23 protein-coding genes are annotated in these 23,184 nt (G+C 54.6%); 13 read left to right on the forward strand and 10 right to left on the reverse strand.

Annotated features, from left to right (window positions below; all coding sequences use genetic code 11):
* Positions 1-3 precede the first annotated feature (3 nt).
* Genes G491_RS0114485 through G491_RS30910 form a run of 4 tightly spaced genes read left to right on the forward strand, consistent with a single transcriptional unit; the run spans position 4 to position 3,708 of the window.
* A complete protein-coding gene (locus G491_RS0114485; RefSeq protein WP_028315102.1) occupies positions 4-1,473 on the forward strand; it encodes a phytoene desaturase family protein in 1,470 nt (489 codons plus the stop codon).
* Positions 1,474-1,485: 12 nt separating this feature from the next.
* On the forward strand, positions 1,486-1,938 hold the full coding sequence (locus tag G491_RS0114490; protein ID WP_015948770.1) for a hypothetical protein: 453 nt from the start codon (positions 1,486-1,488) through the stop codon (positions 1,936-1,938).
* Position 1,939: 1 nt separating this feature from the next.
* Positions 1,940-2,923 (forward strand): electron transfer flavoprotein subunit alpha/FixB family protein, encoded by a 984-nt coding sequence (locus tag G491_RS0114495; protein WP_035218962.1) that lies wholly within the window; start codon positions 1,940-1,942, stop codon positions 2,921-2,923.
* Positions 2,924-2,934: 11 nt separating this feature from the next.
* The gene (locus G491_RS30910) at positions 2,935-3,708 is read left to right on the forward strand and encodes an electron transfer flavoprotein subunit beta/FixA family protein (protein WP_051327274.1); all 774 of its coding nucleotides are present in this window, start codon (positions 2,935-2,937) and stop codon (positions 3,706-3,708) included.
* Positions 3,709-4,042: 334 nt separating this feature from the next.
* Here the strand turns inward: G491_RS30910 and G491_RS0114510 are convergent, their stop codons facing one another.
* Together G491_RS0114510 and G491_RS0114515 are read right to left on the reverse strand one after the other, a co-directional pair.
* Complete coding sequence (locus tag G491_RS0114510) at positions 4,043-6,181, reverse strand: hypothetical protein (RefSeq protein ID WP_028315104.1); 2,139 nt, start codon at positions 6,179-6,181, stop codon at positions 4,043-4,045.
* A gap of 31 nt (positions 6,182-6,212) precedes the next feature.
* A complete protein-coding gene (locus G491_RS0114515) occupies positions 6,213-6,482 on the reverse strand; it encodes an AMP-binding protein (RefSeq protein ID WP_028315105.1) in 270 nt (89 codons plus the stop codon).
* A 405-nt stretch (positions 6,483-6,887) separates the two neighbouring features.
* Between G491_RS0114515 and G491_RS0114520 the strand changes: the two genes are divergently transcribed.
* Entirely contained in the window at positions 6,888-7,220 is a 333-nt protein-coding gene (locus G491_RS0114520) for a hypothetical protein (protein WP_028315106.1), read from the forward strand.
* A gap of 141 nt (positions 7,221-7,361) precedes the next feature.
* Here the strand turns inward: G491_RS0114520 and G491_RS0114525 are convergent, their stop codons facing one another.
* The 5 genes from G491_RS0114525 to metK form a co-directional block, all read right to left on the reverse strand.
* On the reverse strand, positions 7,362-8,771 hold the full coding sequence (locus G491_RS0114525) for a gamma-aminobutyraldehyde dehydrogenase (RefSeq protein WP_028315107.1): 1,410 nt from the start codon (positions 8,769-8,771) through the stop codon (positions 7,362-7,364).
* Between the two features lie 19 nt (positions 8,772-8,790).
* Entirely contained in the window at positions 8,791-10,134 is a 1,344-nt protein-coding gene (locus tag G491_RS0114530; protein WP_035218963.1) for an aminotransferase, read from the reverse strand.
* A gap of 38 nt (positions 10,135-10,172) precedes the next feature.
* Entirely contained in the window at positions 10,173-11,381 is a 1,209-nt protein-coding gene (locus G491_RS0114535; protein WP_035218964.1) for a diaminopimelate decarboxylase, read from the reverse strand.
* Entirely contained in the window at positions 11,378-11,848 is a 471-nt protein-coding gene (locus tag G491_RS0114540; RefSeq protein WP_028315110.1) for an SET domain-containing protein, read from the reverse strand. Before G491_RS0114540 ends, G491_RS0114535 begins: the two co-directional genes overlap by 4 nt.
* Before the next feature lie 91 nt (positions 11,849-11,939).
* Positions 11,940-13,139, reverse strand: coding sequence for a methionine adenosyltransferase (gene metK, locus G491_RS0114545; protein ID WP_084511529.1), 1,200 nt, complete (start codon positions 13,137-13,139; stop codon positions 11,940-11,942).
* 902 nt (positions 13,140-14,041) lie between these two features.
* On the opposite strand from metK, the gene G491_RS0114550 reads away from it, so the two are divergent.
* From G491_RS0114550 to G491_RS0114560, 3 genes are all read left to right on the forward strand, one after another.
* Positions 14,042-14,968 (forward strand): sigma-54 interaction domain-containing protein, encoded by a 927-nt coding sequence (locus G491_RS0114550; RefSeq protein ID WP_428829359.1) that lies wholly within the window; start codon positions 14,042-14,044, stop codon positions 14,966-14,968.
* A 197-nt stretch (positions 14,969-15,165) separates the two neighbouring features.
* Positions 15,166-15,792: a hypothetical protein gene (locus G491_RS0114555; RefSeq protein ID WP_028315113.1), complete on the forward strand. Its 627-nt coding sequence runs from the start codon at positions 15,166-15,168 to the stop codon at positions 15,790-15,792.
* A gap of 121 nt (positions 15,793-15,913) precedes the next feature.
* Positions 15,914-16,207, forward strand: coding sequence for a putative quinol monooxygenase (locus G491_RS0114560; RefSeq protein WP_015948750.1), 294 nt, complete (start codon positions 15,914-15,916; stop codon positions 16,205-16,207).
* A 75-nt stretch (positions 16,208-16,282) separates the two neighbouring features.
* On the opposite strand, the gene G491_RS0114565 is transcribed toward G491_RS0114560, so the two are convergent.
* Positions 16,283-17,206 carry an MFS transporter gene (locus tag G491_RS0114565; protein WP_028315114.1) on the reverse strand — a complete coding sequence of 308 codons (924 nt, stop codon included), beginning with the start codon at positions 17,204-17,206 and terminating at the stop codon, positions 16,283-16,285.
* 2 nt (positions 17,207-17,208) lie between these two features.
* Positions 17,209-17,475 (reverse strand): hypothetical protein, encoded by a 267-nt coding sequence (locus G491_RS0114570; protein ID WP_028315115.1) that lies wholly within the window; start codon positions 17,473-17,475, stop codon positions 17,209-17,211.
* A 303-nt stretch (positions 17,476-17,778) separates the two neighbouring features.
* Here G491_RS0114570 and G491_RS0114575 point away from each other — a divergent pair, with 303 nt between their 5' ends.
* Positions 17,779-18,315: a MauE/DoxX family redox-associated membrane protein gene (locus G491_RS0114575; RefSeq protein WP_015948748.1), complete on the forward strand. Its 537-nt coding sequence runs from the start codon at positions 17,779-17,781 to the stop codon at positions 18,313-18,315.
* Positions 18,308-18,838 carry a rhodanese-like domain-containing protein gene (locus tag G491_RS0114580; protein ID WP_015948747.1) on the forward strand — a complete coding sequence of 177 codons (531 nt, stop codon included), beginning with the start codon at positions 18,308-18,310 and terminating at the stop codon, positions 18,836-18,838. The genes G491_RS0114575 and G491_RS0114580 overlap by 8 nt, the downstream gene beginning before the upstream one ends.
* A 112-nt stretch (positions 18,839-18,950) precedes the next feature.
* On the opposite strand, the gene G491_RS30915 is transcribed toward G491_RS0114580, so the two are convergent.
* A complete protein-coding gene (locus tag G491_RS30915; protein ID WP_051327275.1) occupies positions 18,951-20,249 on the reverse strand; it encodes a CinA family nicotinamide mononucleotide deamidase-related protein in 1,299 nt (432 codons plus the stop codon).
* A 172-nt stretch (positions 20,250-20,421) separates the two neighbouring features.
* Between G491_RS30915 and G491_RS0114590 the strand changes: the two genes are divergently transcribed.
* The 3 genes from G491_RS0114590 to cobA are packed head-to-tail and all read left to right on the forward strand — an operon-like array spanning position 20,422 to position 23,136.
* A complete protein-coding gene (locus tag G491_RS0114590) occupies positions 20,422-20,655 on the forward strand; it encodes an FmdB family zinc ribbon protein (protein WP_015948745.1) in 234 nt (77 codons plus the stop codon).
* Between the two features lie 2 nt (positions 20,656-20,657).
* Positions 20,658-21,590 carry a hydroxymethylbilane synthase gene (hemC, locus tag G491_RS0114595; protein ID WP_015948744.1) on the forward strand — a complete coding sequence of 311 codons (933 nt, stop codon included), beginning with the start codon at positions 20,658-20,660 and terminating at the stop codon, positions 21,588-21,590.
* A gap of 28 nt (positions 21,591-21,618) precedes the next feature.
* The gene (cobA, locus tag G491_RS0114600) at positions 21,619-23,136 is read left to right on the forward strand and encodes a uroporphyrinogen-III C-methyltransferase (protein WP_028315116.1); all 1,518 of its coding nucleotides are present in this window, start codon (positions 21,619-21,621) and stop codon (positions 23,134-23,136) included.
* The last annotated feature ends 48 nt before the right edge of the window (positions 23,137-23,184 follow it).

Genomic DNA, 23,184 nt, shown 5'->3' on the forward strand with positions numbered 1-23,184 from the left:
ACTATGAAAAACAAATACGACGTAATCGTGATAGGCTCCGGGTGCGGCGGCGCGGCGGCGGCTGCGCTTTTAAGCAGCCTGGGGAACAAAACCCTGCTGGTGGAAAAAAGCCGGCGCATCGGAGGGCGCACCGCAACCTACGAAAAGAAGGGATTTAAGCTGGATCACGGGCATGTGCTCATGCGCAGCCAGAAAGGTCCCCACGGCGAGGTCCTGCGCCTTGCCAAGTGCAAGGACCTGATTCCGCCCTTTTCCGTGTGCAGAAACTGGGCGGTCAAGTCCATCATTGCGGACAAGCCCCTGGAAATCAGGCAGAACGTGTATTCCTACGTGCTTAGCTCCAAGGGGCGTCAGCAGTTGGGAGCCTTCGGCTTCACCCCGACGGAGCTTGCCAACATGGTCCGCTGGAACCTTGTCCGCCGCACCATGCCGGAGAAAAAAATCCGCCGGTACGACCATGTGGACATGCATTCCTACATGAAGAACTATATCGACAACAAGTACATCAGCGCTTTTTACGGCGGCCTGGCCGTGGTGCTATTTGGGGCGCTGGACAAGGAAACCTCGGCCGGGGAGTCCATCCGCATGTCCCAGGCCGGATTCAAGGATTTCCTGAATATGGGCTACCCCGTGACCGGCGAGGGAATCAGCGCGATTCCCAAGTCCTTTATCAGGGCGGCCGAACGATACGGCGCGGACGTGGAATTGGGCTGCCCGGTGAAAAACGTGGTCGTTGAAAACGGCAAGGCTAAAGGGGTGCGGATCAACGGCGAGACGATTTGGGCGGACTCCGTGGTCAGCAATATCGGAGTGCGCGAGACCGTGGACAAGCTGGTGGGGCCGGAGCATTTTGACAGCGTGTACGTCAATCGCATCCGGAACCTTAAGTATTCCTACGGCGGCGTAAGCCTCAAGTTCGCCTTGGACAAGTGGGTGACGCCCTGGGTGTGGGGCGGAGTCATGCCGGACAAGATTGAAAATATCAACCAGGATTTGCTGGACGGCAAGGTCCCCGAAACCTTGCCCATGATGTACATTTCGCCCTCCAAGCTGGACCCTGCCCTGGCGCCTCCAGGCAAGCAGGTGCTTTCGGTTATCTCCGGCGCGCCCATCAGCAAGAACGGTAACGGCGATATGGACTGGGACCTGGTGGCTGCCAAGCTGAAAAAGCAGGTGGAGGATTTCTTTCCCGGCATTGCGGAAAGCACGGTTTTCTGCGACGTGTCCACGCCCAAGGACATCTCCAAGTCCACGGGAAGGGCGTACGGCGACGCCATCGGCGTATCCCAGACCATCGACCAGGTGGGGATGCTGCGGCCTTCCAAGGTTTCGCCTATCCAGGGCTTGTATTACGTGGGCGCGGACGTGGGCCGGGGCAACGTGGCCTCGGAGCTGGCGTCCGAAAGCGCCATCTCCCTGTATCGCCGGTTTAAGAAAAAGCAAAACCTGCTTAACAGATTCATCTCTAAATAAAGGAAGAGAGACATGGATGTGATTAAGGATTTAGGCTTGTCCTGTGCGCTTTTTGGGGTGTACGCAGCAGCCAAGGCCGCCTCTTACCTGCCTCCGGTGAGCCGCCGGCTGGAGGAGAAGGATTTTTCCATGGTGTTTAAGGCCGGCCCGAAAAAGCTGGTCCGGTATTATACGGTTTACAACGGAAAGTTAAGCTCCGGCAGGAGGGACATCCCGGACCCTGACCTTTCCATCTCCTGGGCTTCGTCTTCCTGTTTATTGGATGCGTCCATGGCCGTCATTCGAGGAGACCGCACCGCGCCTTTACAGGCTATCCTGGACGGCGATCTTGCCGTGGAAGGGGATATCGGCAGGATCTATCAATTCAGCAAAGCCCTGTACACGATCAGTGAAAAGATTCCTGCAGACGCCATGCTGGGCGCATTCTCCAAGATTCGTATGAAACTCAGCAGAGAGGGGGCGTAATATGGGTACGGTGCTGGCGCTGATGGAGTTGTCCCGGGACAGGGAGGTTTTGCCTTCGTCTTTGGAAGCTCTGGCTGTAGGAAAGATGATCGCTGAAAAGGTCGGCCTCAAGCTGGCCGCATTAGTCATGGGAGGCGGAATCGAACAGGCTGCGGAATCGCTTCGGGCTTTTCCAACGGACGAGGTTCTGGTTGTGGATCAGCCCTTGCTGGAGGTTTATCAGCCGGAGCTTTACACCCAGGCTGTCGAGCAGGTCTGCAGCGAGATTAAGCCGGACTATCTGGTCATGGGGGAGACCTTCCAAAGCATTGACCTGGCGCCTCGGTTGGCTTTCGCACTGGATTCCGGGCTGGTTACCGGGTGTGTGGACCTGGAGTTCGATTCCGGCGAGACCCTTTTTATCAAACCGGTATACAGCGGCAACGTCATGGCCGCCTATGCGGTGGAAGGCGTCCCGCGGTTGGCGACTTTCCGTTCCAAGTCCTTTGAGCCGGCCAAGCCGGGGGAAAGCGCCCCGTCTCCCGTACGAAGCCTTGCAATATCCCTGGATCAAAGCAGCGTAAAGATTCAGGCCGTGGAGCAGGTGTTAAGCGGAAACGGGCACGCCCAGGGCTTGGAAAACGCGGAGATTGTGGTTTCGGGCGGCAGGGGGCTTGGCGGGCCCGAAGGTTTTGAAATTCTCCGGGAGCTTGCCGACCAACTGGGCGGCGCTTTGGGCGCCAGCAGGCCTCCCTGCGATCTGGGATGGATCGAGCCAAGCGCCCAGGTGGGCATCACTGGCGCCATTGTCGCTCCCGACCTGTACGTAGCCGTGGGCATATCCGGCTCCACCCAGCATGTGGGCGGTATGGAAGGCGCCAAGACCATCGTGGCCATCAACGATAAGGAAGACGCTCCGATTTTCAAGATTGCGGACTACGGAGTGGCGGGCGACTACAAAGAAGTGCTGCCTCAGCTTCTGGAAGGCTTGGGGCGGAGCAAATAAAGGGAGATGTGATGAACATTATCGTTTGCATGAAACAGGCGCCCGATCCGGAAGGACCCAGGGACTCCTTTTGCATCAACGTAGAGGACATGAAGGTGGAGCCCAAAGGCATTCCGCCCGCCCTGTCCCTGTTTGACGAAAACGCCCTGGAAGCCGCCTTGCGCATCAAGGACGCGGATAAGGAAAACGTCAAAATCACGGTCTTGTGCATGGGGAAGAAGGTTTCCAGCGCCGTGCTGCTGAAAGCCCTGGCCGCAGGCGCGGACGCCGCTGTGATGGTCCAGGGGGCGGAGTACGGCGTTCAGGACAGCTTTTCCACGGCCCGGGCTTTGGCTGCAGCCGTGGCAAAGATCGGGGATTATGATTTGATTCTTTGCGGCCGGCAGGCCTCGGACAGCAACGCCGGGCAGACGGGGATCTTGCTGGCTTATGTTCTGGGAATTCCGGCAGTGAGCCTGGCTCAAAAGATTGTCCCTGATTCAGCTCATGCGCTGATCGAACGGGTTTTGCAGGGCGGCTATGAAACCGTCAAGGCGCCCCTGCCCTGCCTGGCAGTGGTGGGCAACGAGGCCGGGGAGCTGCGCTATCCCGCCATGAAAGAACGGCGTCTGGCCAAGAAAAAACCGACCTCCGAATGGGCCATGGACGACCTGGCTTTGGGTGGGGCGCTTTCCCAAAAAGTGACGCTGAAAAGGCTGTTTGCGCCGACGGCCAGAACCAGGGCGTGCAAATTCGTTGCAGGCGACGCTTTGGCTCAGGTTTTAAGGGAGGATCAGGTGATTTAATAAATATCAACCGTTATCGTTGGAGGATTCCTAATAAGTTAGATGTAGGGTGGGCGCGACAAGCGTAACTTGCGCGCCAGGGGGGTAAAAGCGGGTTGGAAAGGCCTTGCAGGCATGATGCTTTGAAAAACGTGGCTGGTTACCATTTTTTTCAGACAGCCTGTCTGTGCATTTGGGGTGTGAAAGGGGGGGCTCCTAAGGCCTGCCAACCCGCCATCTTCCTGATTTTTTTAGGCTTTTTAAGGCGCGCCGTCTTCACTTAGCCGTTTAAGCATGTATAACGCGCGCTCGGCGTCAATTCTCTTGGTCTTTAACCGGTTTGCGTCAGGGCGCCTTATTTATGAAAGTAAGGCGATTTATCCAGGATAGCGAGAACCTTGTGGGGATCGACATCAAGCTGTATTTCGGACCTCTTTCCCGCTAATTTTTGGGGGAAGCTGGTACTGCCCCTCCACTGGCAGATCTTCCTGCGCCCCTGAAAAACAGCCAGCGCCGCCTCCTCGCCATACACCTTATCCCACCCGATGGGAATTCCCGATTGAGCCGATTGCGCCGCCCCGGCATTTGCAGAATACTTCACGCTGGTCTCATAGGTGCGGGAGGGGTTGAGAATGGTAATCTTGTATTGAAAATCCGCACGCCCCCAGTCCAGAAGCGCCAATTTCAGCCGGGCGTACTTGGCCTGGCGCTCCGGATAATCCCTGTTAATCCGTCGGAGTACGTTACGGTCATCCACCATGAACGAGGCGTGGTAAAAGGCGCACCGGCTGTCCTTATGCCGCCAATCCGTCCCCTGGATGCGAACCGCCAGCCTGGATGTTTCGCCTGTCCCATATTGGGAAAAGACATGGCACCATTGTTCATCCTGCAAGGCGATCTTTTTAAGAATGGTCTGGTCCGTGATCTTTTGAATGGAAAGCACGCGGGCGTTAAGCCCTCCTCCCCAGGGCGCCAGGGACGTGAGGGCCACCCGGGCCAGGAGGTTCTGGTCATTCAAGCCACCCAGCGCAAGTTTTTGGACCTGGACGTCCTTGGACTCAACAGCGATTTTGGCCAGGCGCTGTTGGTCGTTAATGGATTCCACGGCGGTTGACCGTACGCTGTGATCCTGGGACTCCAGGACGATCCTGGTCAACAGATCCTGGTCTTTCACCTTTCTGGTTTCTTTTGGAAAAAACCATTTGCCCACATCCTCTCGCAGGGACGGGTCCTTTATGGCTTTCGCCGCTTCCCGGCGGATATTCCAAGCTGCATCCCCCATGGCGATCCGGACCAGAAGATGTTGGTCGATCAGGCCCTGCACCGCAGCCTCGCGCACGTCCTCATCCTCATCTTCCTGGGCGATTTTTTGGAAAAACGCCTGGTCCTGTTTTAGCAGGCTATCCCTGCTGCTGGAATATGACTTGCGCCGCTCGTTGATCAGGGTCTTGACTGCAGCTTCACGAACGTACGCGTTGGCTGCTTCCAGAGCGATTTCCTTCAATAAGTCCGGATTGCGCACGCGGGATGTTTTTCCCGGATGCATCCAAGGGTCCAAAAGGGGGCGATACCCAGGCCCCAGGCGCTCGGCGGCGGCAAAGCGCACCAATCGGTCGCGTCCTTTCCTGACGGCGATATCAATGAGCAGTTGCTTGTTAGTGAGCTTTTCCACCGCCGCCCGGCTTACCTCCACTTTTTCCGACTCCGTGGCGATGCGCTCCAAAAGGGCCTGGTCTGTAATTTTTTTGGTGTCCTGGGGATAGGTCCAGGCCCTTGCCTCTGATAGCAGCGCAGGGTCTTTCAGGTTTTTCAGGGCGGCGGCCCGCACCCCGTGGCTCTGATCCTCCAGGGCGATGCGGAACAGCAGTTGCTGGTTCTGAATTTTTTCCGCCGCCCGCTCGCGCGCCTGGTAACTTACAGCCTGTACGGCGACTTTTTCCAACAATGCCTGGTCCGTTAGTTTTTCCACGGCGAGGGAGGGAACGCGAGAGGCATCCAGCAAAATGGCGATTTCCGCCAATAACTCCTGTTCCGCCAAGGCTTCCACGGCGGCCTTTTGCACGCTTGAGTTTTCGTCTTCCAGGGCGATCCGTCCCAACAATGCCTGGTCGACCAGTTTTGCCACGGCGATTTCCCGCACAAAGCCGCTGGGGTCTTTCAGGGCTATTGTTTCAAGGGTTGGTTGCGACGCCAGTTTTCTAACGGCCCGGGACCGGGCGTACTCTTCCCTGGCCTCCAGGGCGACCTTTGCCACAAGGATGGGATCTTCCAGTTCCTGCGCAGCGTTGGAGGCCTCATCCCCTTGAGCTTCCAGGGCGACCGCGGCCAGCCTGGCCTGCTTTTCCTCGTAAGACTCGCAGCCTGCAAGCAGGGCGGCCAGCATCACACAAATCAATGCCGTGGAAAACCATGAAAGACCTTGAATGATGAGGCCTGTCCTCCCCTTGCCTTTCAGCCCTGACCGCCTTCCCAAATTTGAGCCGCTTCGCTTCATGCCCCCTCCTTTTGGTAGTGTATGACAAATCTTACATGTATTTATCAAAAAGCGTCAAGGAGCGGGTATGGGCTACCCAAAAAATCGGCGGCGCAAGGCCGCCTGGTTTGTGGTCGAGATCACGGAATGGATGCCGTCCGCCAGGTGAAACATGGGCGCTGTGTGGAGGATCCTGTCTTTCGTGGCACATTTGCAGGGCGTTGTAACATAAATTGAAATGCGCGAGCATAACCCCCTTGGAGCGTCCCGTGGCGCCGCCGGTGTAAAACAAGCCGGCCATGTCCTCCCGTTTTATATCCATGGGCGCTCCATCCCTAATCTCTTCCAAAAGCAATCCTTATGCCACAGGCGCATGGGCGCTTGCCCTGCGGGGGGCTGAGGGGGTATATGAAAGGTATCCGGGCAATTATGGGGGATATGAAAACGGAGCGGGGGTTCTGATAAATATTTCTATCAAACATGCTGGAAATGAGCGCTACATGTGGTTGAATTAACTAAAAAAATACCGTATTTAAGCGCTGACTCCTTGTGATGGGCGATTTTCCCAGATTTTAACCTTAGAAATTGGCTGTTTTTTGTTAAAGGAACATGTATGAAGTTTTTCGGATTTGATAAAGATTCAGACGAAGGCGCTTTTTAGCATTAATATTTTTTGGAATGAATTCAAGTATAAAAGTCGTTTTTAGCCCAATAAAAGGAGGCTCTTATGTCCTATTTTCAGGTTGAAAAAGGGGCTTTAAAAGCCATGCATGAATTTCTTTCGGAGCAAGGCCTTGATCCCTGGGTGCGCGTGGAAATCCAGTTTACAGGATGCTGCGACGCCACCCTGGGCCTGGCTGCGGACAAGGCTCGGGAAGGGGATTTCTCGGAAGAGCACGGAGGCGTGACCATGGTCATGGACCCTGATGTGTACAAGACCGTGGGCGCAGTTTCCGTCGCCCATGCGGATGAGGCCAACCGCCAAGGCTTTGTGGTGAAATCCGAGCGCCCCTTGAACGAATGGGCGGGCTTCGCGCCCGTGGGCATAGTTGTGAGATAAAGACCGGCGGCTTCGCCTGCATGGCCGCCGGGCATAAAAAAAAGGCGATGCGGCGAGTTACGCCGCATCGCTCGGATGCTTGTAAGCAGGGACTTTCTCTAATGGATTTGAGAGCGCTTGCTCCCCTGGCCTTCTGCCCGCTTAGATTTTTACCATGATATGGCGGACGACCGTATAGTCTTCCAGGCCGTACATGGAGAGGTCTTTTCCGTATCCCGACATTTTAAACCCGCCATGGGGCATTTCGGATGCATACATGAAATAGGTGTTGATCCAGGTGACTCCAAATTGAAGCATGGATGACACCATGTGGGCCTTTTGAATATCCTTGGTCCAGATGGAGGAAGCCAGGCCGTATTTGCAGTCGTTGGCCCATTCAATGGCCTGATCCACGTCCTTGAACTTGGTGACGGAAACCACCGGTCCGAAGACTTCCTCCTGAACCACCTCGTCATCCTGAAGCGCGTCCGCAATCAGGGTGGGTTCAAAGTAGCATCCCTTGTCGATGGCATTGCCGCCCGCGGTGATTTTCAGATGGGGAACCTTCTTGGCCCTTTCCACAAAGCCCTGAATGATTTTCCGCTGTTCCGCGGAGATGAGCGGTCCGATATCCTCCGCATGGATGTTTTTAACCGCGTCCGTTAATTTGTCCACAACCTCTTGGTAAATATTTTCCTGGACGTAGAGGCGGCAGGCGGCGGTGCAATCCTGGCCCGCATTGTAATATCCCCACATGGCCATGTTTTCCACCAGGTCGTCAATGTCGCAGTCGTCAAAGGCGATGACCGGCGCTTTGCCCCCCAGTTCCAAATGGGTGCGTTTGACATTGGATGCGGCGGACTGCAAGACCTGCTTCCCCGTTCCTACAGACCCCGTGACCGAAACCATTTGAACCTTGTCATGAGCGGCCAGATGCTTTCCCACGACGCTTCCCTTGCCCGTGAGGACATTGAGAACGCCGGGGGGGAAAAGCTCTTTAATATCCTCCGCCAAGGCCAGAATGGTCAACGGAGTGCACTCGGATGGCTTGAAAACCACGGTATTGCCGGCGGCCAGGGCGGGGGCGATTTTCCAGGCGCCCATCATCAAGGGGTAGTTCCAGGGGGCGATTTGTCCGACCACGCCCACCGGGTCCCTCCGGATCATGCTGGTGAAGCCTTCCAGGTACTCGCCGGAGGCGCTGCCTGACATGCAACGGCTGGCGCCTGCAAAAAACCGGAAGTGGTCGGAAATGGCGGGCATTTCGTCTTCCAGCATGCGTTGATAAGGCTTGCCGCAGTTGATGGATTCCAGTTTGGCCAGAAGCTCCGCTTTTTGGTCGATGCGATCCGCGAATTTGTACAGGATTTCGGCCCTGTCGGCGAAAGACTTCCGCTTCCATGCCGGGAAAGCCTCGTTCGCCGCCTGAATCGCCTCATCCACCTGAGCGATGGACGCGCAGGGGACCTCCGTAATGACTTCATTATTATCAGGATTTATAAGAACAGACTTTTCAGCCTCTCCCAAAACCATATTTCCATTTATCAAAAAACGGATGTCAAACTTTTCCATCACACGTTCTCCTTTGTAATTATGAATATCCCATTTCGTCCATTGTCGATGCGATGCTGTCCCTCAAAATATCCACAATTTGGTCGGCGTGCTTTTTTTCGATGATCAAGGGGGGAGATAATATGCACAAGTTCTCGTACGGCCTGACGATCAGCCCTTTTTCCTGGCAGAACTCATCCACGCGCTGGGCGACTGCGATATTCTCATCTTCATTGTCTGACACAACGCATTCGACGCAAGCCATTAAACAATGGCCCCGGACGTCGCCGACCACGGAAAGCTCCTTAAGCGTTTTCAGGCGCTCCATGAAATATGGGCCCACCTCAAGGACATGGTCGGTTAATTTATCGCGCTTCATGATTTCAAGATATTTCAGGGCGGCGGCGCAGGTCACCGGATGCCCGGAATAGGTGAATCCATTGGTATAATAGGAATTCTCGCTGGCGGAGTCGCCGCTGATCCGGTCGACCAGCTTTTGGGAAAAAATAGCCGCGCCCAAGGGCTGATACCCGGATGAGATTCCTTTCGCCACGGTGATGATGTCCGGGACGATTCCGAAAACCTCTTCAGAAGCAAAATAGTGCCCCAGCCTTCCAAAGGCGGTCACCACCTCGTCGGAGATGTACAGCACATCGTATTCCCTGCACACGTCCAAAGTCTTTTTATGATATCCGGGAGGAGGAACGATCACGCCGCCGGAGCCCATGATGGGTTCTGCGATGAAGCAAGCGACCTTATCCGGCCCGATCTCCAAAATCTTATCCCTTAATTCATTGACCCTGAGGTCGCAAAAATCCTCGATGCTCATCCCCTGGGGCCTTTTAAAGGGATTGGGGTCGGAGGTGGCGTGAACAATGTCGGTGACATAATCGAAATAGCTCCGGTCGCATCTTTTTCCGTTTAGGGAAGCCGCCAGATAGGTGCTGCCATGGTAAGCGTTTTCGCGATAAATAATGTGCTTTTTTTCTGGTTGGCCCAGGCAGTTGAAATAGTAATGGACAAACCGAATGGCCGACTCCACGGCGGTGGAACCGCTGTTCGTAAACTGGAAGCAGTTCAGGTCGCCGGGCGTCAACGCGCTCAGTTCCGTCGCCAGTTGGATGGAGGGTGGACTGGTCATGGCGCCGAAGGGGGTGTAATAGGCCAGTTTGACGCATTGATCCGCTATGGCCTGCGCCATTTCCTCGTTTCCGTATCCGAGATTCACGCACCACATGCCGGAGATGGAATCAAGGAACTTGTTACCCTCACTATCAAAAACATGAACCCCTTTCCCGGATTCAATGATCATGGACTCGGCGTCGCTTCCCAGATTCGACCATGGATGGATGATGTGTTTTTTGTCTTTTCCTGCAAGATTCATGTCTTTTCCTTCAATATTCCTATGCCCCTTGGGGTCTTTTAAAATACAATGTTTTCAGAAACCTGTCCCCGCATGCAATGGTTGGACATCATGGATGACGCGTATCCGCCCGCATTAATAAAGGCAAGGAGGTCTCCCTCCTTGATCTGATCCGGCATGGGGAAATTGTCCTTCCAGACATCCAGGGACTCGTTGATATTCCCGGCAATCGTAACGGGTTTCATCTTGTCCGTCTTTTGCTCCAGGACGACCGGCTCGCAGGGCAATCCGTAAAAGGCGGGCTCTATGGCCAGGGTAAATCCGCCGTTAACTCCGATAAAATCGGTCTGCTGTTTTCTTTCGACGGTGTTGACCTCCAAAATCAGAATGCCGCTGTCCTTGACGACATAGTCCCCCGGTTCCACGCAAACGGTCAGCCCTTTGCCTCCGTAATGCTTGTTGATGACAGAGACCCAGGAGTCCAGATCCAGGTTCACGTCATCCTCATCATGGGGAACCCCGAGCCCGCCGCCCAGATTGACGGAGGCAAGGTCTTTCACTTTGTCCGTAAACCAGTGCGTGGCTTCCAGGATCTCATCAAAGATGGATAACTGGTTATTCAGGTAGCCGCATCCGGTATGGAAATGGATGGTATCCACAATAAGGCCGTGCTTGGAGGCCAGCGCCAGCGCTTCCTCGAACTGTTCCCTGTAGACGCCGAACTTGGTGGTTTTGTCTCCGCTGTATCTAAGGGTTTCGCTGTCCCTGTAACCGATGCCCATGGCCGGGTTGACCCGGATGCCGATTTTCCGATGGCTGCAGAACTGTCCCAAGCGCCGGATAGTGCTTAAAGAGTCGCAATTCAACCTCACGTCCGGATTATCGGCGAGCAGCCTTAGCTCGTCATTGGTCATTGCGTGGGCGGTGTACGAGATTTCACTGCATGTAAAGCCGCAGGAAAAAGCATGAAGCAGCTCATTGGGAGAGCATATGTCCACCCCGCACAGCCCCGTTTTTTTAATATGCGTCAGGATAGGGGCGAACCTGTTCGCTTTGATCGCATAATAAATTTGATAAGAATCAAGCTGACTCAGGGCTTCTTGCAATCGCTCAAGGTTTTGCGAAATCCGGTTTGCGCTGTAAAAAAAAGCAGGCGTCCCGGTCACGTTGATTAGGCCGGCCGCGGATTTTCCTGAAAAAACCAAATTCCCGTCTTTGTAACAAAGGTCCTCCCTCTCCCACCACAGACGGTTTTGTTGAGGAATCATCCACACTTCCTTTCCAAATCTCGAAGGTATTTCCGGCCCATTTCATTGATGGGCTCTTTGCGGCCGGTTATCCATTTTCGGCAATTAACGGAGCCGCAGGCGCAAGGAAATTGCTTGAACAATATGTCTTCCGTGGAGGCGTAATCCATTGTCAGGGCTTCCCCTTCATCAATATCCTGCAAAGCCCAGATTTCGAGCTTGTTCATGTCCAGGCACACAAGCGGGTCGCACGAATGCAGCAAGAGCCCGGAAAAATGAGGGTCGTAAAGATGCAGATTCGGGGTGATCTGAAGGGTGTGCTGAAGGATGTACGGCACGGCGATCCCCGTCATTCTTGCAACCATCTCTCCTTTTTTAAAGGGGCGTTTTGTATAAATGCCGTCTCCTTGTATTTCGCAATGGTTGACCGTGAAGTCTTTTTCGCCGGGGTAGCCTTTGCCTGTTTCCAACTCGTAGGGATAGATCATAGCGTCCTCTTTTAAAGTCTTATAAAATTCCGGTTTAAAATATAAACTCAGGAACGTTTTTCATTGGCTTAACCGCAGGAAAGAAACGAGGCTAAGCGGCTTTCGCCACTTTACTCACCTTTTTCAGCGCTTCGACTTTGTCGGGCTGCTCCCACGGGAACATGTCCCTGCCGAAATGGCCGTATGCGGAGGTCATGCGATAGGACCAGTTTTTCGGGGTTTTCAGGTTCAGGTTGGCTATGATCGCCGCCGGACGAAAATCGAAAATGTCGCTGTCGTTGACCAGCATTTCAATGATCGATTCGTCGATCAGCGCCGTTCCGTAGGTGTCCACATTGATGGAGACGGGTTTTGAAACGCCAATGGCGTAAGCGACCTGAATTTCGCATTTCTTAGCCAGGCCCGCGGCGACGATGTTTTTCGCCGCATACCGGGCGTAATAGGCGGCCGAGCGATCCACCTTGGAGGGGTCTTTTCCCGAGAAAGCGCCGCCGCCATGGCTTCCCACGCCGCCGTAGGTGTCCACGATGATTTTTCTACCGGTAAGCCCGGCGTCCGCATAGGGGCCTCCCAGGTAAAAGGCGCCCGTGGGATTGATGAAGTATTCGGTATCTTTTTTCAGCAGTCCGGTGGATTCAAACTCGTTCTTGACGACTTCAATGAGGTCCTTGCGAATTTTTTCCAGGGGAACTTCGCCGGTCTGGTGGGAAACCACCACGGATTTGATAAATTCCGGACGGCCGTCCTTATAGCCAACCGAGACCTGCGCTTTGGAGTCGGGCCTGAGGTAGGGAATTTCCTTGGATTGCCGCATGCCCTCCAGGGTTTTGAGAAGCCTGTGGCTATAGGCTATGGGGGCGGGCATCATTTCCGGCGTTTCGGCGGTTGCATACCCGAACATCATTCCCTGGTCGCCGGCGCCCTGCTCGTCATAGAGCCCTTCGCCCTCGGTCACGCCCTGGGAGATATCCGGCGACTGGCCGTGGATCCGGCTGATATAGTCGAAATTGTCGCCCCAAAACAAAAGGCTTTCGTTATCGTATCCGATTTCATTGACAACCTGTCTGGCGATTTTTTCCGAATCGATTTCTTCCCATCCATTGCATGTAATCTCTCCCACATTGGCCACCAGATTATATCCGGCCATGGTTTCACAAGCCACCCGGCCTTCGGGATCTTTTTCAAGACATGCATCAACGATGGCGTCTGAAATTTGGTCGCAGATTTTGTCCGGATGTCCGCTGCCCACAGACTCTGACGTAAATACATGTTTGGCGTTGATCTTGCTCATGTTCAGGTTCCTCCGAGAATTCTAAATAAATACAGTGATATATCCACTCCAGACCAGCTCAGCTTCAGGTGATGGGATCGAGAGCGTTTCCATTTTGCAATTCAAAACACGGATTAAGGCCTTAGCCATATTCGTGCCACAGGCTTTGGGAAAATGACTATCTATTTGATATTATGTGGTAAAATACTTCGAGAAAATATGAGCAAGAATCCTGCTTGCGTACAACTTTCACTAGTTTGTAAACTCTTTGCACAGTTATTTGTTTATGGTTGTATTGTGTGTGCACTATTGATACGGTGCATTCTCCTTGGTCGCATTGGGAATGTGTTTAATTGCCAATATTCTTAATGCCCGCGCCGTGTTCAAATGGATGCGGCGGGCGCGGAAAAATCGGGGCTTCTCTATTGAGATTGTGCAATTATTGCACAGTCAATGCCGCGAGATGAAAAAATAAGGCGGGTTCGAACATGAGCAATTTAAAAATTTTGGTCGTGGAAGCCAGCAAACTTGTCTTCGACCAGGTCAGGCGAATATACAGCGGCCAGCCCACCGAGATTTTTCTTGCCAAAAGTCTGGGGCACGCCTTTGAACAATTCGAGGAAATGACTTTTGACATCCTTATTATCAGCGGCTCCGCCCTCCGGCGCAACATCGACCACTCCATCGATCTTCTGGAGACCATCTCCAACAACTGTTCGATCACCCAAATCATCATCCTGGCGGAAAAAAAGGACCTCACGGCGGCGTCCTCGGCCTTGAGAACCGGGTCGTGCCAATATTCCCGGCTGCCTATAGACGATAAAGAGCTCAAGATGTTGATTGACGCCGCAGAGCATAACCGGCCTGAATTTGGAATGAACCTTTTATTAAAGGACGACCTCAAAAAGGTATCGTTCCATGACATGGTCGGCGCCTCCGGACTCATGAAGGAGGTTTTCAGGCAGATTCGCCAGGCCGCCATGTCGGATATTCCCGTATTGATCAGCGGGGAGACCGGCACGGGCAAGGACCTGGTGGCCAACGCCATCCACCAGATCAGCGCCAGGCAGGAATATCCGTTCATCCCCATCCATCTTGGGTCCCTGCCCTCGGAGCTTGTATCAAGCGAGCTTTTCGGCCATGAAAAAGGCGCCTTCACCGGCGCCTGGAAGCGCCATAAAGGGTCCTTTGAAAAAGCCAAAAAAGGAACGGTCTTTTTGGATGAAGTGGGCACCATCGACCAAAAAAACCAGGTGGCGCTTTTGCGGGTTCTGGAGACCCAGTCCTTTAATCGAATCGGCGGAACCGTCAATATTAAAACCAATGTTCGGGTTGTGGCGGCCACCAATGAAAATCTGGCCGCTGCGGTGGCTAAGAAAAAATTCCGGGAAGACCTTTTTTACAGGCTGGACGTTTTTTCCATAACCATTCCCCCGGTAAGAAAAAGGCCTGGGGACATCTCCCTGCTGGTGGATTATTATCTAAGGCGATTTAACGACGCCTACCAAAAAAATATCATGGGCCTTTCGCCCCAGTGCATTTCCATCATGGAAGCCTACGAATGGCCTGGAAATGTCAGGGAAATCAAGAACATCATCCACCGGGCGGTGGTGCTGTGCGACGAAAAGGTGCTCCTGCCCAAGCACCTTCCCAAAAGGCTTTTGGAGGGCAGCGGAAACAGCCATCCGGTGGACATAAGAGTCGGGGATTCCATTGAAGAGGCGGAATACAAGCTGATTGTGGAAACCCTGAATGTGGCCATGAACAATAAAAGCCGCGCCGCCAAAATGCTGGGAATCAGCCGAAGGGCCCTCTATAACAAATTGGAAAAACACAACCTGATGCTCTAACCCCACTCCGCTGCAAAGCCAAATCCTCAGCGTTCTCGGCTACGAGATAGTCGGTGGGGTCTTACAAGAAACACCCAAATAACATACTTATTTTACAGCTATTTATAAATAGGTACTGCCTCTTTCCCAGAAACTCCTGTTTAATTGTTTTTGTTAGCTTTTTTGCCTGCAAGGAGCCTGCGCCGAAAGAGGAGCAGTTGTTTCAAAGCGCTTTGAAAGATACCTTTACGGTTTGGAAAAAAGTGTCCAACGCCGCCAATCCCACCAAAGAAAGAATTGAAGGCGCGGAAGAGTCCGAAGGCTATTTCATAAAATATGACACGGATGTCCAACGCAAGGTCATGCTTGCGGAAAAATCCAAAATTGAAAAAGCCAGGAAAGAATTTCAGGAGGTTATCCAAGACTACTCCGACAGCATTTGGGCTGATGACGCCGCGTTTTTCCAGCTTATGTTGTTTATGCATGCAGAAATTAAAGAGCAATATGATGATCAGGAGCTTTATAAACGCATTGGTGCGTATTTAGGCAAGCGCCAAACCCTGAGCGTAGAGCCGTGGACAGTGGAAGCATTCGATGATTTCATGCCCGGCGTACTCGGCCCGCAAGGTCTAAACCGTTGGAACATAGACAATTCCGACGCGTTAAGGCTCTATTTGTATGCCAGGTTAATCACCGGTTACGCATCCCGCCGGGAATTTGACAAGGCGTCGCATGCCGTGGAGATGCTGAAACAGGAACCTGCGTTGGCGCCCTGCGCAGAGGAAATGAATCAGGTGATAGAGTATGTCAAAAAATCTCCACATAAGTTTCCAAATAACCATTGACCGGCCTAAAAATCTGACGAGCGCTCTATTTTATTATTGTCCTTTTTATCCCGATTGTGTGAATATGGGAAGCGAGGATTCCGCCCCGCGTCATTTTAACTTCCCACATAAGGAGAAAGCCATGATCGCAGTAATCGCAAAAATTCCGGTCCAGGAAGCCAAAAGAGACGAAGCCCTGGCAGGCGTCAAGGAACTCATGAAAGGCGTCGCAACCGAAGAAGGCACCCTGGCCTACAGCCTCAACATCAACAAAAAAGACCCCAACACCCTGGTTATTATCGAAAAATACAAAGACAAAGAAGCCCTGGGCGTTCACAGCTCCACGCCGCACTTCAAGGCCTTTATGGAAAAAGCCATGACCTTCGCCGCCGGCCAGCCTGAAATCACGGTGTACGAAGAGGTGGATTCCATCTAACTGAAAAAAACGCCCCCTGGCGCGGGGGATAGGGACGGTTGCGGCCGGGCGGTTAAGCGGCTCGGCGCAGCCTCCCTATATCTTTCTCGCCAGCCTTAAAGCCCCAATCCCGAACAATACGGAAACTCCCGCTTCAAAATACAACAAGGCCGAATATCCCAAAGACGACGCAATGGCTGCGCCCATGGTAGGGGCCAGAAAATAGCCTCCGTCGATCATCTCGATCATCATGTTGGTATTGAAGGACCGCAGCCTGGGCGGCGATGCGTCGAATATAAGCGCGCCGATAAGCGGCATGGTTATTCCCCATCCCAGCCCCAACAACGCGCCTGATCCGAAAAACAGCCAGGGGCTGCGAACCGTCCCCAGCAAATAAAAGCACAATCCCACATAAATAAGCCCTACGCCGCACACCCAGGCCTTGTTCCAGCGGTCGAAAAAGGAAAAAGCAGCCACCCGCACGCCGATCATAAAAATAATGGTGAGAGTGAAAAAATGCCCGACCTGTTGGATTCCGATGGCGCCGCCGTAACTCTTCAGGAAATAAAAAACCATGGCGAAACACAAATACGCCGCACCGGACATGGCCAGTAAAAAAAGCATAACCGGCGACTTGAAATTATCCAAAACCTCCCGCCTTGAAAGGACGTCTTCCTCCTTGGGCCGCTCCTGGACGGAAAAGGCTTCCATGCGGCTTACGAGCCATAAAAAAGGAGGCGCCGCCGCCATGACGATTCCGGTCCCCATAAACACCGCGCCCTGGGTCCCGCCCTTCGCCAGGACGTACTCCACTGCGGGCGGCATTATGGCGTAGGGAAAAAGGTTCGCCACCGTTATCGCGCCAAAGGCCTGGCCGCTTTTCAAGGGAGGAACCACGCTGACGGTGAGGGAAATCAACGCGGTGAGCCCGATTACAAAAGCCAGGCCATGGAATCCCCGGAGCACGGCCAATAGCCACACGTCCTGCACAAAAGCGTATGCGGACAGACTCGCCGCCATGCCTACGGCGCCCGCAATGCACTGGGCGCGGCGTTTCCCGGATGCACCCGTGAACTTAGCATGGGCCCTGCCGCCAAGGCGACCAGGGGAAAAGCGCCCAAAAGCAAACCGGCCGTCTTCGCGGAAACCCCACCCTGTTCCAGGTAGCTGAAAAAATTGAAAAACACCGCCAGGTTGCACATGATCATGAAATACACAATCAGCAGCACGGCGAAAGGTTGGGTAAACAATTTGTCTCCGGAAAAACCGGAGTCGGAAAGCTGACTCATGAATGCTCTCAGATTTGATGTGATGTCCTGCACACGGGCGGGCCGTTCTCCACCACAAAAGGCATAGCACATTCGTTTGCCTAAAATATAGTCCTGCCTTCCTTTTTAATGGCGAGAATATGCGAAATCCGCCCGCTGTTATTTGCAACGTCTATCGCCCGGCGAAGCAGGATTAAAATAATCAATTTTACTTATAGATAGGTTTCGTATAGTTCCAAGCGCATGAAGGAGCAGTAGGCTCCTTGCTCCCAATATTAGCTGAAGAAAAACCAAAAATTGAATTCAATCCTGGGGCGTAAGGTTATGGAATCAGGAAATATAGCATTCGTGCAAGGCGGCGGGGGAAAAGGCTCCCAGTTTTTCCCCGTATGGCTGTATCGGGTGGGCAGGATCGTTTTGGCGGGCGTTTTCTTATGGTCCGGCATCGCCAAAATTCAGGATCCCAGGTCCTTTGCGGTGATCATCGAGGCTTTCGGGCTGCTGCCGGAAATCGCCATCGAGCCGATCTCCCTGTTGCTGCCTATCCTGGAAATCGCCGCCGCCGTCGGCATATTGCTGGACGTGAAAGGCAGCTTGGGCATGATCACCGGCATGCTGATTTTATTCATTTTCGTCCTGGGGTACGGCCTGCATATGGGACTGGACGTGGATTGCGGCTGTTTCGGCCCGGACGATCCCGAGGCGGAGGCCTTTCATAGCCTGCGTCCGGCTTTGTACCGCGACTTTGTGATGATGGCCGGCGTGGCCTATCTATACATCTGGCGTTACGCGAGATCGGTGCGCCCTGTGCGTCCGATTGAAATTCTAACTGTTTGGAAGAAAGGCAACAAAAATGACTAAGACTTTGAAAGTGGTTCTGGCGATCGCTCTGGTAGGCCTTCTTGCCGCAAGCCCCGCCTGGGCGTTCAAGAACAAGTTTGAGAAGGAAGTAGATGCTGAAGCCCAAGCCGTCAAGCTGGTGCGCGAAGTGCAAAGGGGCGGCTACGACCTGGTGACCACCGATGAGCTGAAAAAGTGGATGGACGAAGGCAAGGATATGGTCATCATTGACACCATGCCTTACGAGGGCTCCTACGTGAAGAATCATGTTCCCGGGGCCGTCCAGTTCCTGTTCCCCATTCCGGACATGAACGAGTGGGACGTCAAGGAAACCGACGGAAAGACCCAGGCGGACTTTGCAGCCCTGCTGGGCCCTGACAAAGACAAGACCATCGTGATCTACTGCGGATTCGTGAAATGCACCCGCAGCCACAATGGCGCCGCCTGGGCCGAAAAAATGGGCTACAAGAATGTGTACCGTTACAGCGGCGGCATCTTTGCCTGGAAAGGCGCTGACTACGAAGTGGGCAAGGTGGAAAAATAGCGCATTAAAAAACGATTTTCCGTTCCCCCATAAATAACGGGCCGGCGCAGGGAGATTAATCCTTCCCGCTCCGGCCCGTTTTTTTATATTTGCGCCATCGGGACGCCAATTCTCAGGGTTTATACTCCCTGGCCCAGGAGGGCGGGGGAAGACCTTGGAGATGACGGCGAAGCACGTCCAGGGCGTTCATGGCGAAAATCTTTATGTTCCGGTCCCGCTCGCCAAAGGGGGAATGAAACCGATACACAAAGGTGTCGTCCGGCGTGGCCAGGGCGATGCACACGGTTCCCACCGGCTTTTCCTCGTCGCCGCCGGCCGGGCCGGCCACCCCGCTGGTGGAAATGCCGTAGGTGGTCTTGGCTATCTGGCGGGCGCCTTCGGCCATGGCCTTGGCGGTTTCCTCATGCACGGCGCCGTACTTCAACAAGGTTTTGCGGGAGACGTTCAGCATGGTCTCTTTGGCTGTGTTGGCGTAGGTGACGGCGGACATGACGAAATACTCCGAGCTGCCGGGCACGCTGGTCAGCCAGTGGGCGATCTGCCCGCCGGTGCAGGATTCGGCCACGGCCAGGGTGGCTTTTTCGTCCTTCAACATCAGCCCCACCACTTCCTCCATGTTTCGGCCGCCCACGGAAAACACGTTATTTTTCAGCCGATCCAAAATCTTGTCCGTGCCTTCGTCCAGGATGCGTTCCACGCCCATTTTGCTTTCGGCCCGGGCGTAGATCTTCACCTGGATAACGGGAAAGCTGGCCCTAAGCCCTATTTTCATGCCGGGCTCGCCGTCCGCAACGTCGGCTATGAGTTCGCCCACCCGGGCTTCAGGCATGCCGTAGGTGCAGATGGTCCGCATACCCGAAATGGTTACATCCTCCAGCATTTCCTCGATGCGGGGAATCACCTGGTCCGCCAGCATAAGTTTCATTTCGCGCGGCACGCCCGGCATAAAAAAGAATCGGCACTTGCCGATGATCAGGGAAAAACCGGGCGCCGTGCCCACGGGGTTGTCCAGGCGCACCGATCCTTGGGGAAAATACGCCTGTTTGCGGTTGGACTCACCCAAATTCCGGCCCAGGTTCCGGCCCACGGATTTAAAAAGCGCTTCGATCCAGGCCAGGGCCTCTTCGTCCAGCTCCAGGTCCACGCCCGCGGCTTTGGCCGCCGCTTCCGCTGACAGGTCGTCCATGGTGGGCCCCAAGCCGCCGGTGACCAAAGCCACGTCCGCCTGCTCTCCAATATCCTTTAACGCCCGGACCAGGTCGTCCATGTCGTCGCCAACCGTGACGTGCCGCCTGACGGAAACGCCCATCATTTCAAGCTGTTCAGCCATATAGGCCGAATTGGAATCCACCAGGGTCCCTGTGGTCAGTTCATCGCCTGTGGCCAGGATTTGCGCGTGAATCGTCTGCATAACGCCTCCAAGAATAAGTTACCCTCTCCGGCCCAATTCTATATAGGAAAGGCCCCTGGTTGGCAAGCCGGGCGCAGGCCCAAATATCCCGGATTGGGGAAAGCATGTATTGACGCACGGGCTTATCGGTCTTATATAAAGAAGTTAACTTTGAACCGAAAGGATGGTTTATATGCCAATTTATGAATTTCATTGCAATAAATGCGACGCCAACTTTGAGCAGCTTTTAATGGGCAGCGACAAGCCCGAATGCCCCAAATGCGCCTCCAATGACGTGAACAGGCTGCTGTCAGCCTGCGGCTTTGTGAGCAAAGGCGGCGGCGGAGAGACCGTTTCCAGTTCGGCGGGCGTTTCCTCCTGCGCGGGCTGCTCTGCAACCAGTTGCGCTTCCTGCGGGTCGTCCTGATAATGGCGGATCAAATCCTCATTAAAATAGGAACCCGGGGCAGCCCCCTTGCCCTGTGGCAGGCTGAGCATGTTGCAGCGCTTCTGGAGCGCCGGAATCCCAACGTGAAGACCGAGCTGGTCGTCATCAAGACCAAGGGCGACAAAATCCTGGACGTGCCCCTGGCCAAGGTGGGCGGCAAAGGCTTGTTCGTCAAGGAGATCGAAGAATCCCTTTTGGACGGCCGGACCGACATGGCCGTGCATTCCATGAAGGACGTGCCTTCGGAATTTCCCCCCGGGCTGTGTCTTGCTGCGATAATGGAGCGGGAGGACCCCCGGGACGCTTTGATTTGCTCCAGGGCCAAGGGTCTCTTGGACCTGCCGCCCAACGCCAAGATCGGCACAAGCAGCCTGCGGCGTTCGGCCCAGTTATTGGCCCTTATGCCGGATCTGCAAATTGAACCTTTGCGCGGCAATATCGGCACTCGTCTGGACAAGCTCACTTCCCTGAACCTGGACGCCATTGTGCTTGCAGCCGCAGGCGTCAAACGCATGGCCATGGACGACAAGGTTTCGGAATACATTCCCGAGGAGACCGTGCTTCCGGCCGTGGGCCAGGGCGCCATGGGCATTGAAATCCGGGAGGACGATCCCGTGGCCGGGCCGCTGGCCAGAGCCTTGAACCACGAGCCGACCCAGGTGATCGTCACCGGCGAACGGGCTTTTTTGAAGCGTCTGGACGGCGGATGCCAGGTTCCCGTGGCAGCCCACGGCAGGCTAAAGGGAGACTTCCTGCAACTGACCGGCGTCATCGCCGGAGTGGACGGGACCCCGATTTTCCGCGACAGCGTTTCCGGCAAAAAGGAAGACGCCAAGGAACTGGGAGTCAAACTGGCGGAGAAGCTCCTGAACGCCGGCGGCAAGGCCGTACTGGACGAATTGCTGGATCATTAACCCGGCCAAAAACCGGAAGGAATATACAATGGGCAAAGTGTATCTCATCGGGGCGGGCCCCGGAGACGTAGGCCTTATCACGGTTAAGGGCCTGGATTGCGTAAAAACCGCGGATGTGGTCGTCTACGATTACCTGGCGTCTCCCAGGCTGCTGGCCTACGCCCGGGAAGACGCGGAAATCATCTACGTGGGCAAAAAGGGCGGGGACCACACCCTTTCCCAGGACGGCATCAACGCCCTTTTGGTGGAAAAAGCCAAGGCAGGGAAGACCGTAGCGCGCTTGAAAGGCGGCGACCCTTTTATTTTCGGACGCGGCGGCGAGGAAGCCGAAGTTCTGAAGGAACAAGGCCAAGCCTTTGAAATCGTGCCCGGCGTCACCTCGGCCATTGCAGCCCCGGCTTATGCAGGCATTCCCCTGACCCATAGGAAGCATACGGCCACCGTGGCTTTTGTCACCGGCCACGAAGACCCGACCAAAGACGAATCCAACATCGATTGGGCCAAAATTTCCACGGGAATCGGCACCATCGTGTTTTTGATGGGCATCAAGAATCTGCCCATGATCACCAAACGGCTTATGGACAACGGCCGCGCTCCCCAAACCCCGGTTGCCCTGGTGCGTTGGGGAACCACTCCGGGCCAGGAAACGGTCACGGGAACCCTGGAAACCATCGTGGACATCGCCCAAAAGGCGAAAATCAAGCCGCCGGCCGTCATCGTGGTGGGCGAGGTGGTGGATCTGCGCCCCGTGCTTAACTGGTTTGAAACCAAGCCCCTGTTCGGCCAGAAAATCCTGGTCACCCGCAGCCGCAAGCAGGCCAGCGCGTTGGTGGAAAAGCTGGCCGATCTCGGCGCCGACTGCGTGGAGACTCCGACCATTGAACTGGTTCCGCCCAAGGACCCCAAACCCCTGGAAGACGCGGTGGACAACATCGCCGCCTATGACTGGGTGGTCCTGACCAGCGTGAACGGCGTGGATTATTTTTTCGACTGCCTGTTTTCCAAAGGCAAGGACGCCCGCGCCCTGGCCAATGCCAAAGTGGCGGCCATCGGTCCGGCCACGTCGGCCAAATTGCGGGAATACGGCCTGGTTACGGACATCGTGCCCAAGACATACCGCGCCGAGTCCGTGGTGGAAGCCTTCCTGCAGGAGGACATGAAGGATAAAAAAGTGCTTCTGCCCCGAGCCGCCCAAGCCCGCCCCATCCTGCCCGTGGAGTTGAAAAAAATGGGCGCCCTGGTGGACGAGGTTCCGGCTTACGAAACGGTCCAGGCTTCCCAGGATCAGGCCCAGGTTTTGTGGGAAAGGCTGGAATCCGGCGAGATTACCATGACCACCTTCACAAGCTCCTCCACGGTGAGCAACTTTGTGGCCTTATTTGACAAGGAAAAGCTCCTGAAGGTCATGGAAGGCGTTAAAACCGCCAGCATCGGCCCCATAACCAGCGACACGGCCCGAGACCTTGGGCTTAAGGTGGACATGGAGGCGGAAGCCTACACCATCGACGGCCTGATCCAGGCCATTTTGGACGGAGTCGGCAAATAAGAATATCGGCCCGGGTCCTGGACCCGGGCTTTTTTGTGCACAGGGGTT

The organism is Desulfatibacillum aliphaticivorans DSM 15576 (assembly GCF_000429905.1).
In the GTDB taxonomy this organism is placed as follows: Bacteria; Desulfobacterota; Desulfobacteria; order Desulfobacterales; family Desulfatibacillaceae; genus Desulfatibacillum; species Desulfatibacillum aliphaticivorans.

Excerpts from the sequence above, each read along its gene's own strand:
- G491_RS0114515 (WP_028315105.1), bottom strand. The coding sequence starts at position 6,482 with ATGGATATAAAACGGGAGGACATGGCCGGCTTGTTTTACACCGGCGGC.
- G491_RS0114510 (WP_028315104.1), bottom strand. The coding sequence starts at position 6,181 with ATGAAGCGAAGCGGCTCAAATTTGGGAAGGCGGTCAGGGCTGAAAGGC.
- cobA (WP_028315116.1), top strand. The coding sequence starts at position 21,619 with ATGGGCAAAGTGTATCTCATCGGGGCGGGCCCCGGAGACGTAGGCCTT.
- metK (WP_084511529.1), bottom strand. The coding sequence starts at position 13,139 with ATGAGCAAGATCAACGCCAAACATGTATTTACGTCAGAGTCTGTGGGC.
- G491_RS30915 (WP_051327275.1), bottom strand. The coding sequence starts at position 20,249 with ATGCAGACGATTCACGCGCAAATCCTGGCCACAGGCGATGAACTGACC.
- G491_RS0114550 (WP_428829359.1), top strand. The coding sequence starts at position 14,042 with ATGGTCGGCGCCTCCGGACTCATGAAGGAGGTTTTCAGGCAGATTCGC.
- G491_RS0114565 (WP_028315114.1), bottom strand. The coding sequence starts at position 17,206 with ATGGCGGCGAGTCTGTCCGCATACGCTTTTGTGCAGGACGTGTGGCTA.
- G491_RS0114540 (WP_028315110.1), bottom strand. The coding sequence starts at position 11,848 with ATGATCTATCCCTACGAGTTGGAAACAGGCAAAGGCTACCCCGGCGAA.
- G491_RS0114525 (WP_028315107.1), bottom strand. The coding sequence starts at position 8,771 with ATGGAAAAGTTTGACATCCGTTTTTTGATAAATGGAAATATGGTTTTG.
- G491_RS30910 (WP_051327274.1), top strand. The coding sequence starts at position 2,935 with ATGAACATTATCGTTTGCATGAAACAGGCGCCCGATCCGGAAGGACCC.
- G491_RS0114575 (WP_015948748.1), top strand. The coding sequence starts at position 17,779 with ATGGAATCAGGAAATATAGCATTCGTGCAAGGCGGCGGGGGAAAAGGC.
- G491_RS0114535 (WP_035218964.1), bottom strand. The coding sequence starts at position 11,381 with ATGATTCCTCAACAAAACCGTCTGTGGTGGGAGAGGGAGGACCTTTGT.
- G491_RS0114590 (WP_015948745.1), top strand. The coding sequence starts at position 20,422 with ATGCCAATTTATGAATTTCATTGCAATAAATGCGACGCCAACTTTGAG.
- G491_RS0114580 (WP_015948747.1), top strand. The coding sequence starts at position 18,308 with ATGACTAAGACTTTGAAAGTGGTTCTGGCGATCGCTCTGGTAGGCCTT.
- G491_RS0114485 (WP_028315102.1), top strand. The coding sequence starts at position 4 with ATGAAAAACAAATACGACGTAATCGTGATAGGCTCCGGGTGCGGCGGC.
- G491_RS0114530 (WP_035218963.1), bottom strand. The coding sequence starts at position 10,134 with ATGAATCTTGCAGGAAAAGACAAAAAACACATCATCCATCCATGGTCG.
- G491_RS0114570 (WP_028315115.1), bottom strand. The coding sequence starts at position 17,475 with ATGAGTCAGCTTTCCGACTCCGGTTTTTCCGGAGACAAATTGTTTACC.
- hemC (WP_015948744.1), top strand. The coding sequence starts at position 20,658 with ATGGCGGATCAAATCCTCATTAAAATAGGAACCCGGGGCAGCCCCCTT.
- G491_RS0114520 (WP_028315106.1), top strand. The coding sequence starts at position 6,888 with ATGTCCTATTTTCAGGTTGAAAAAGGGGCTTTAAAAGCCATGCATGAA.
- G491_RS0114560 (WP_015948750.1), top strand. The coding sequence starts at position 15,914 with ATGATCGCAGTAATCGCAAAAATTCCGGTCCAGGAAGCCAAAAGAGAC.
- G491_RS0114490 (WP_015948770.1), top strand. The coding sequence starts at position 1,486 with ATGGATGTGATTAAGGATTTAGGCTTGTCCTGTGCGCTTTTTGGGGTG.
- G491_RS0114495 (WP_035218962.1), top strand. The coding sequence starts at position 1,940 with ATGGGTACGGTGCTGGCGCTGATGGAGTTGTCCCGGGACAGGGAGGTT.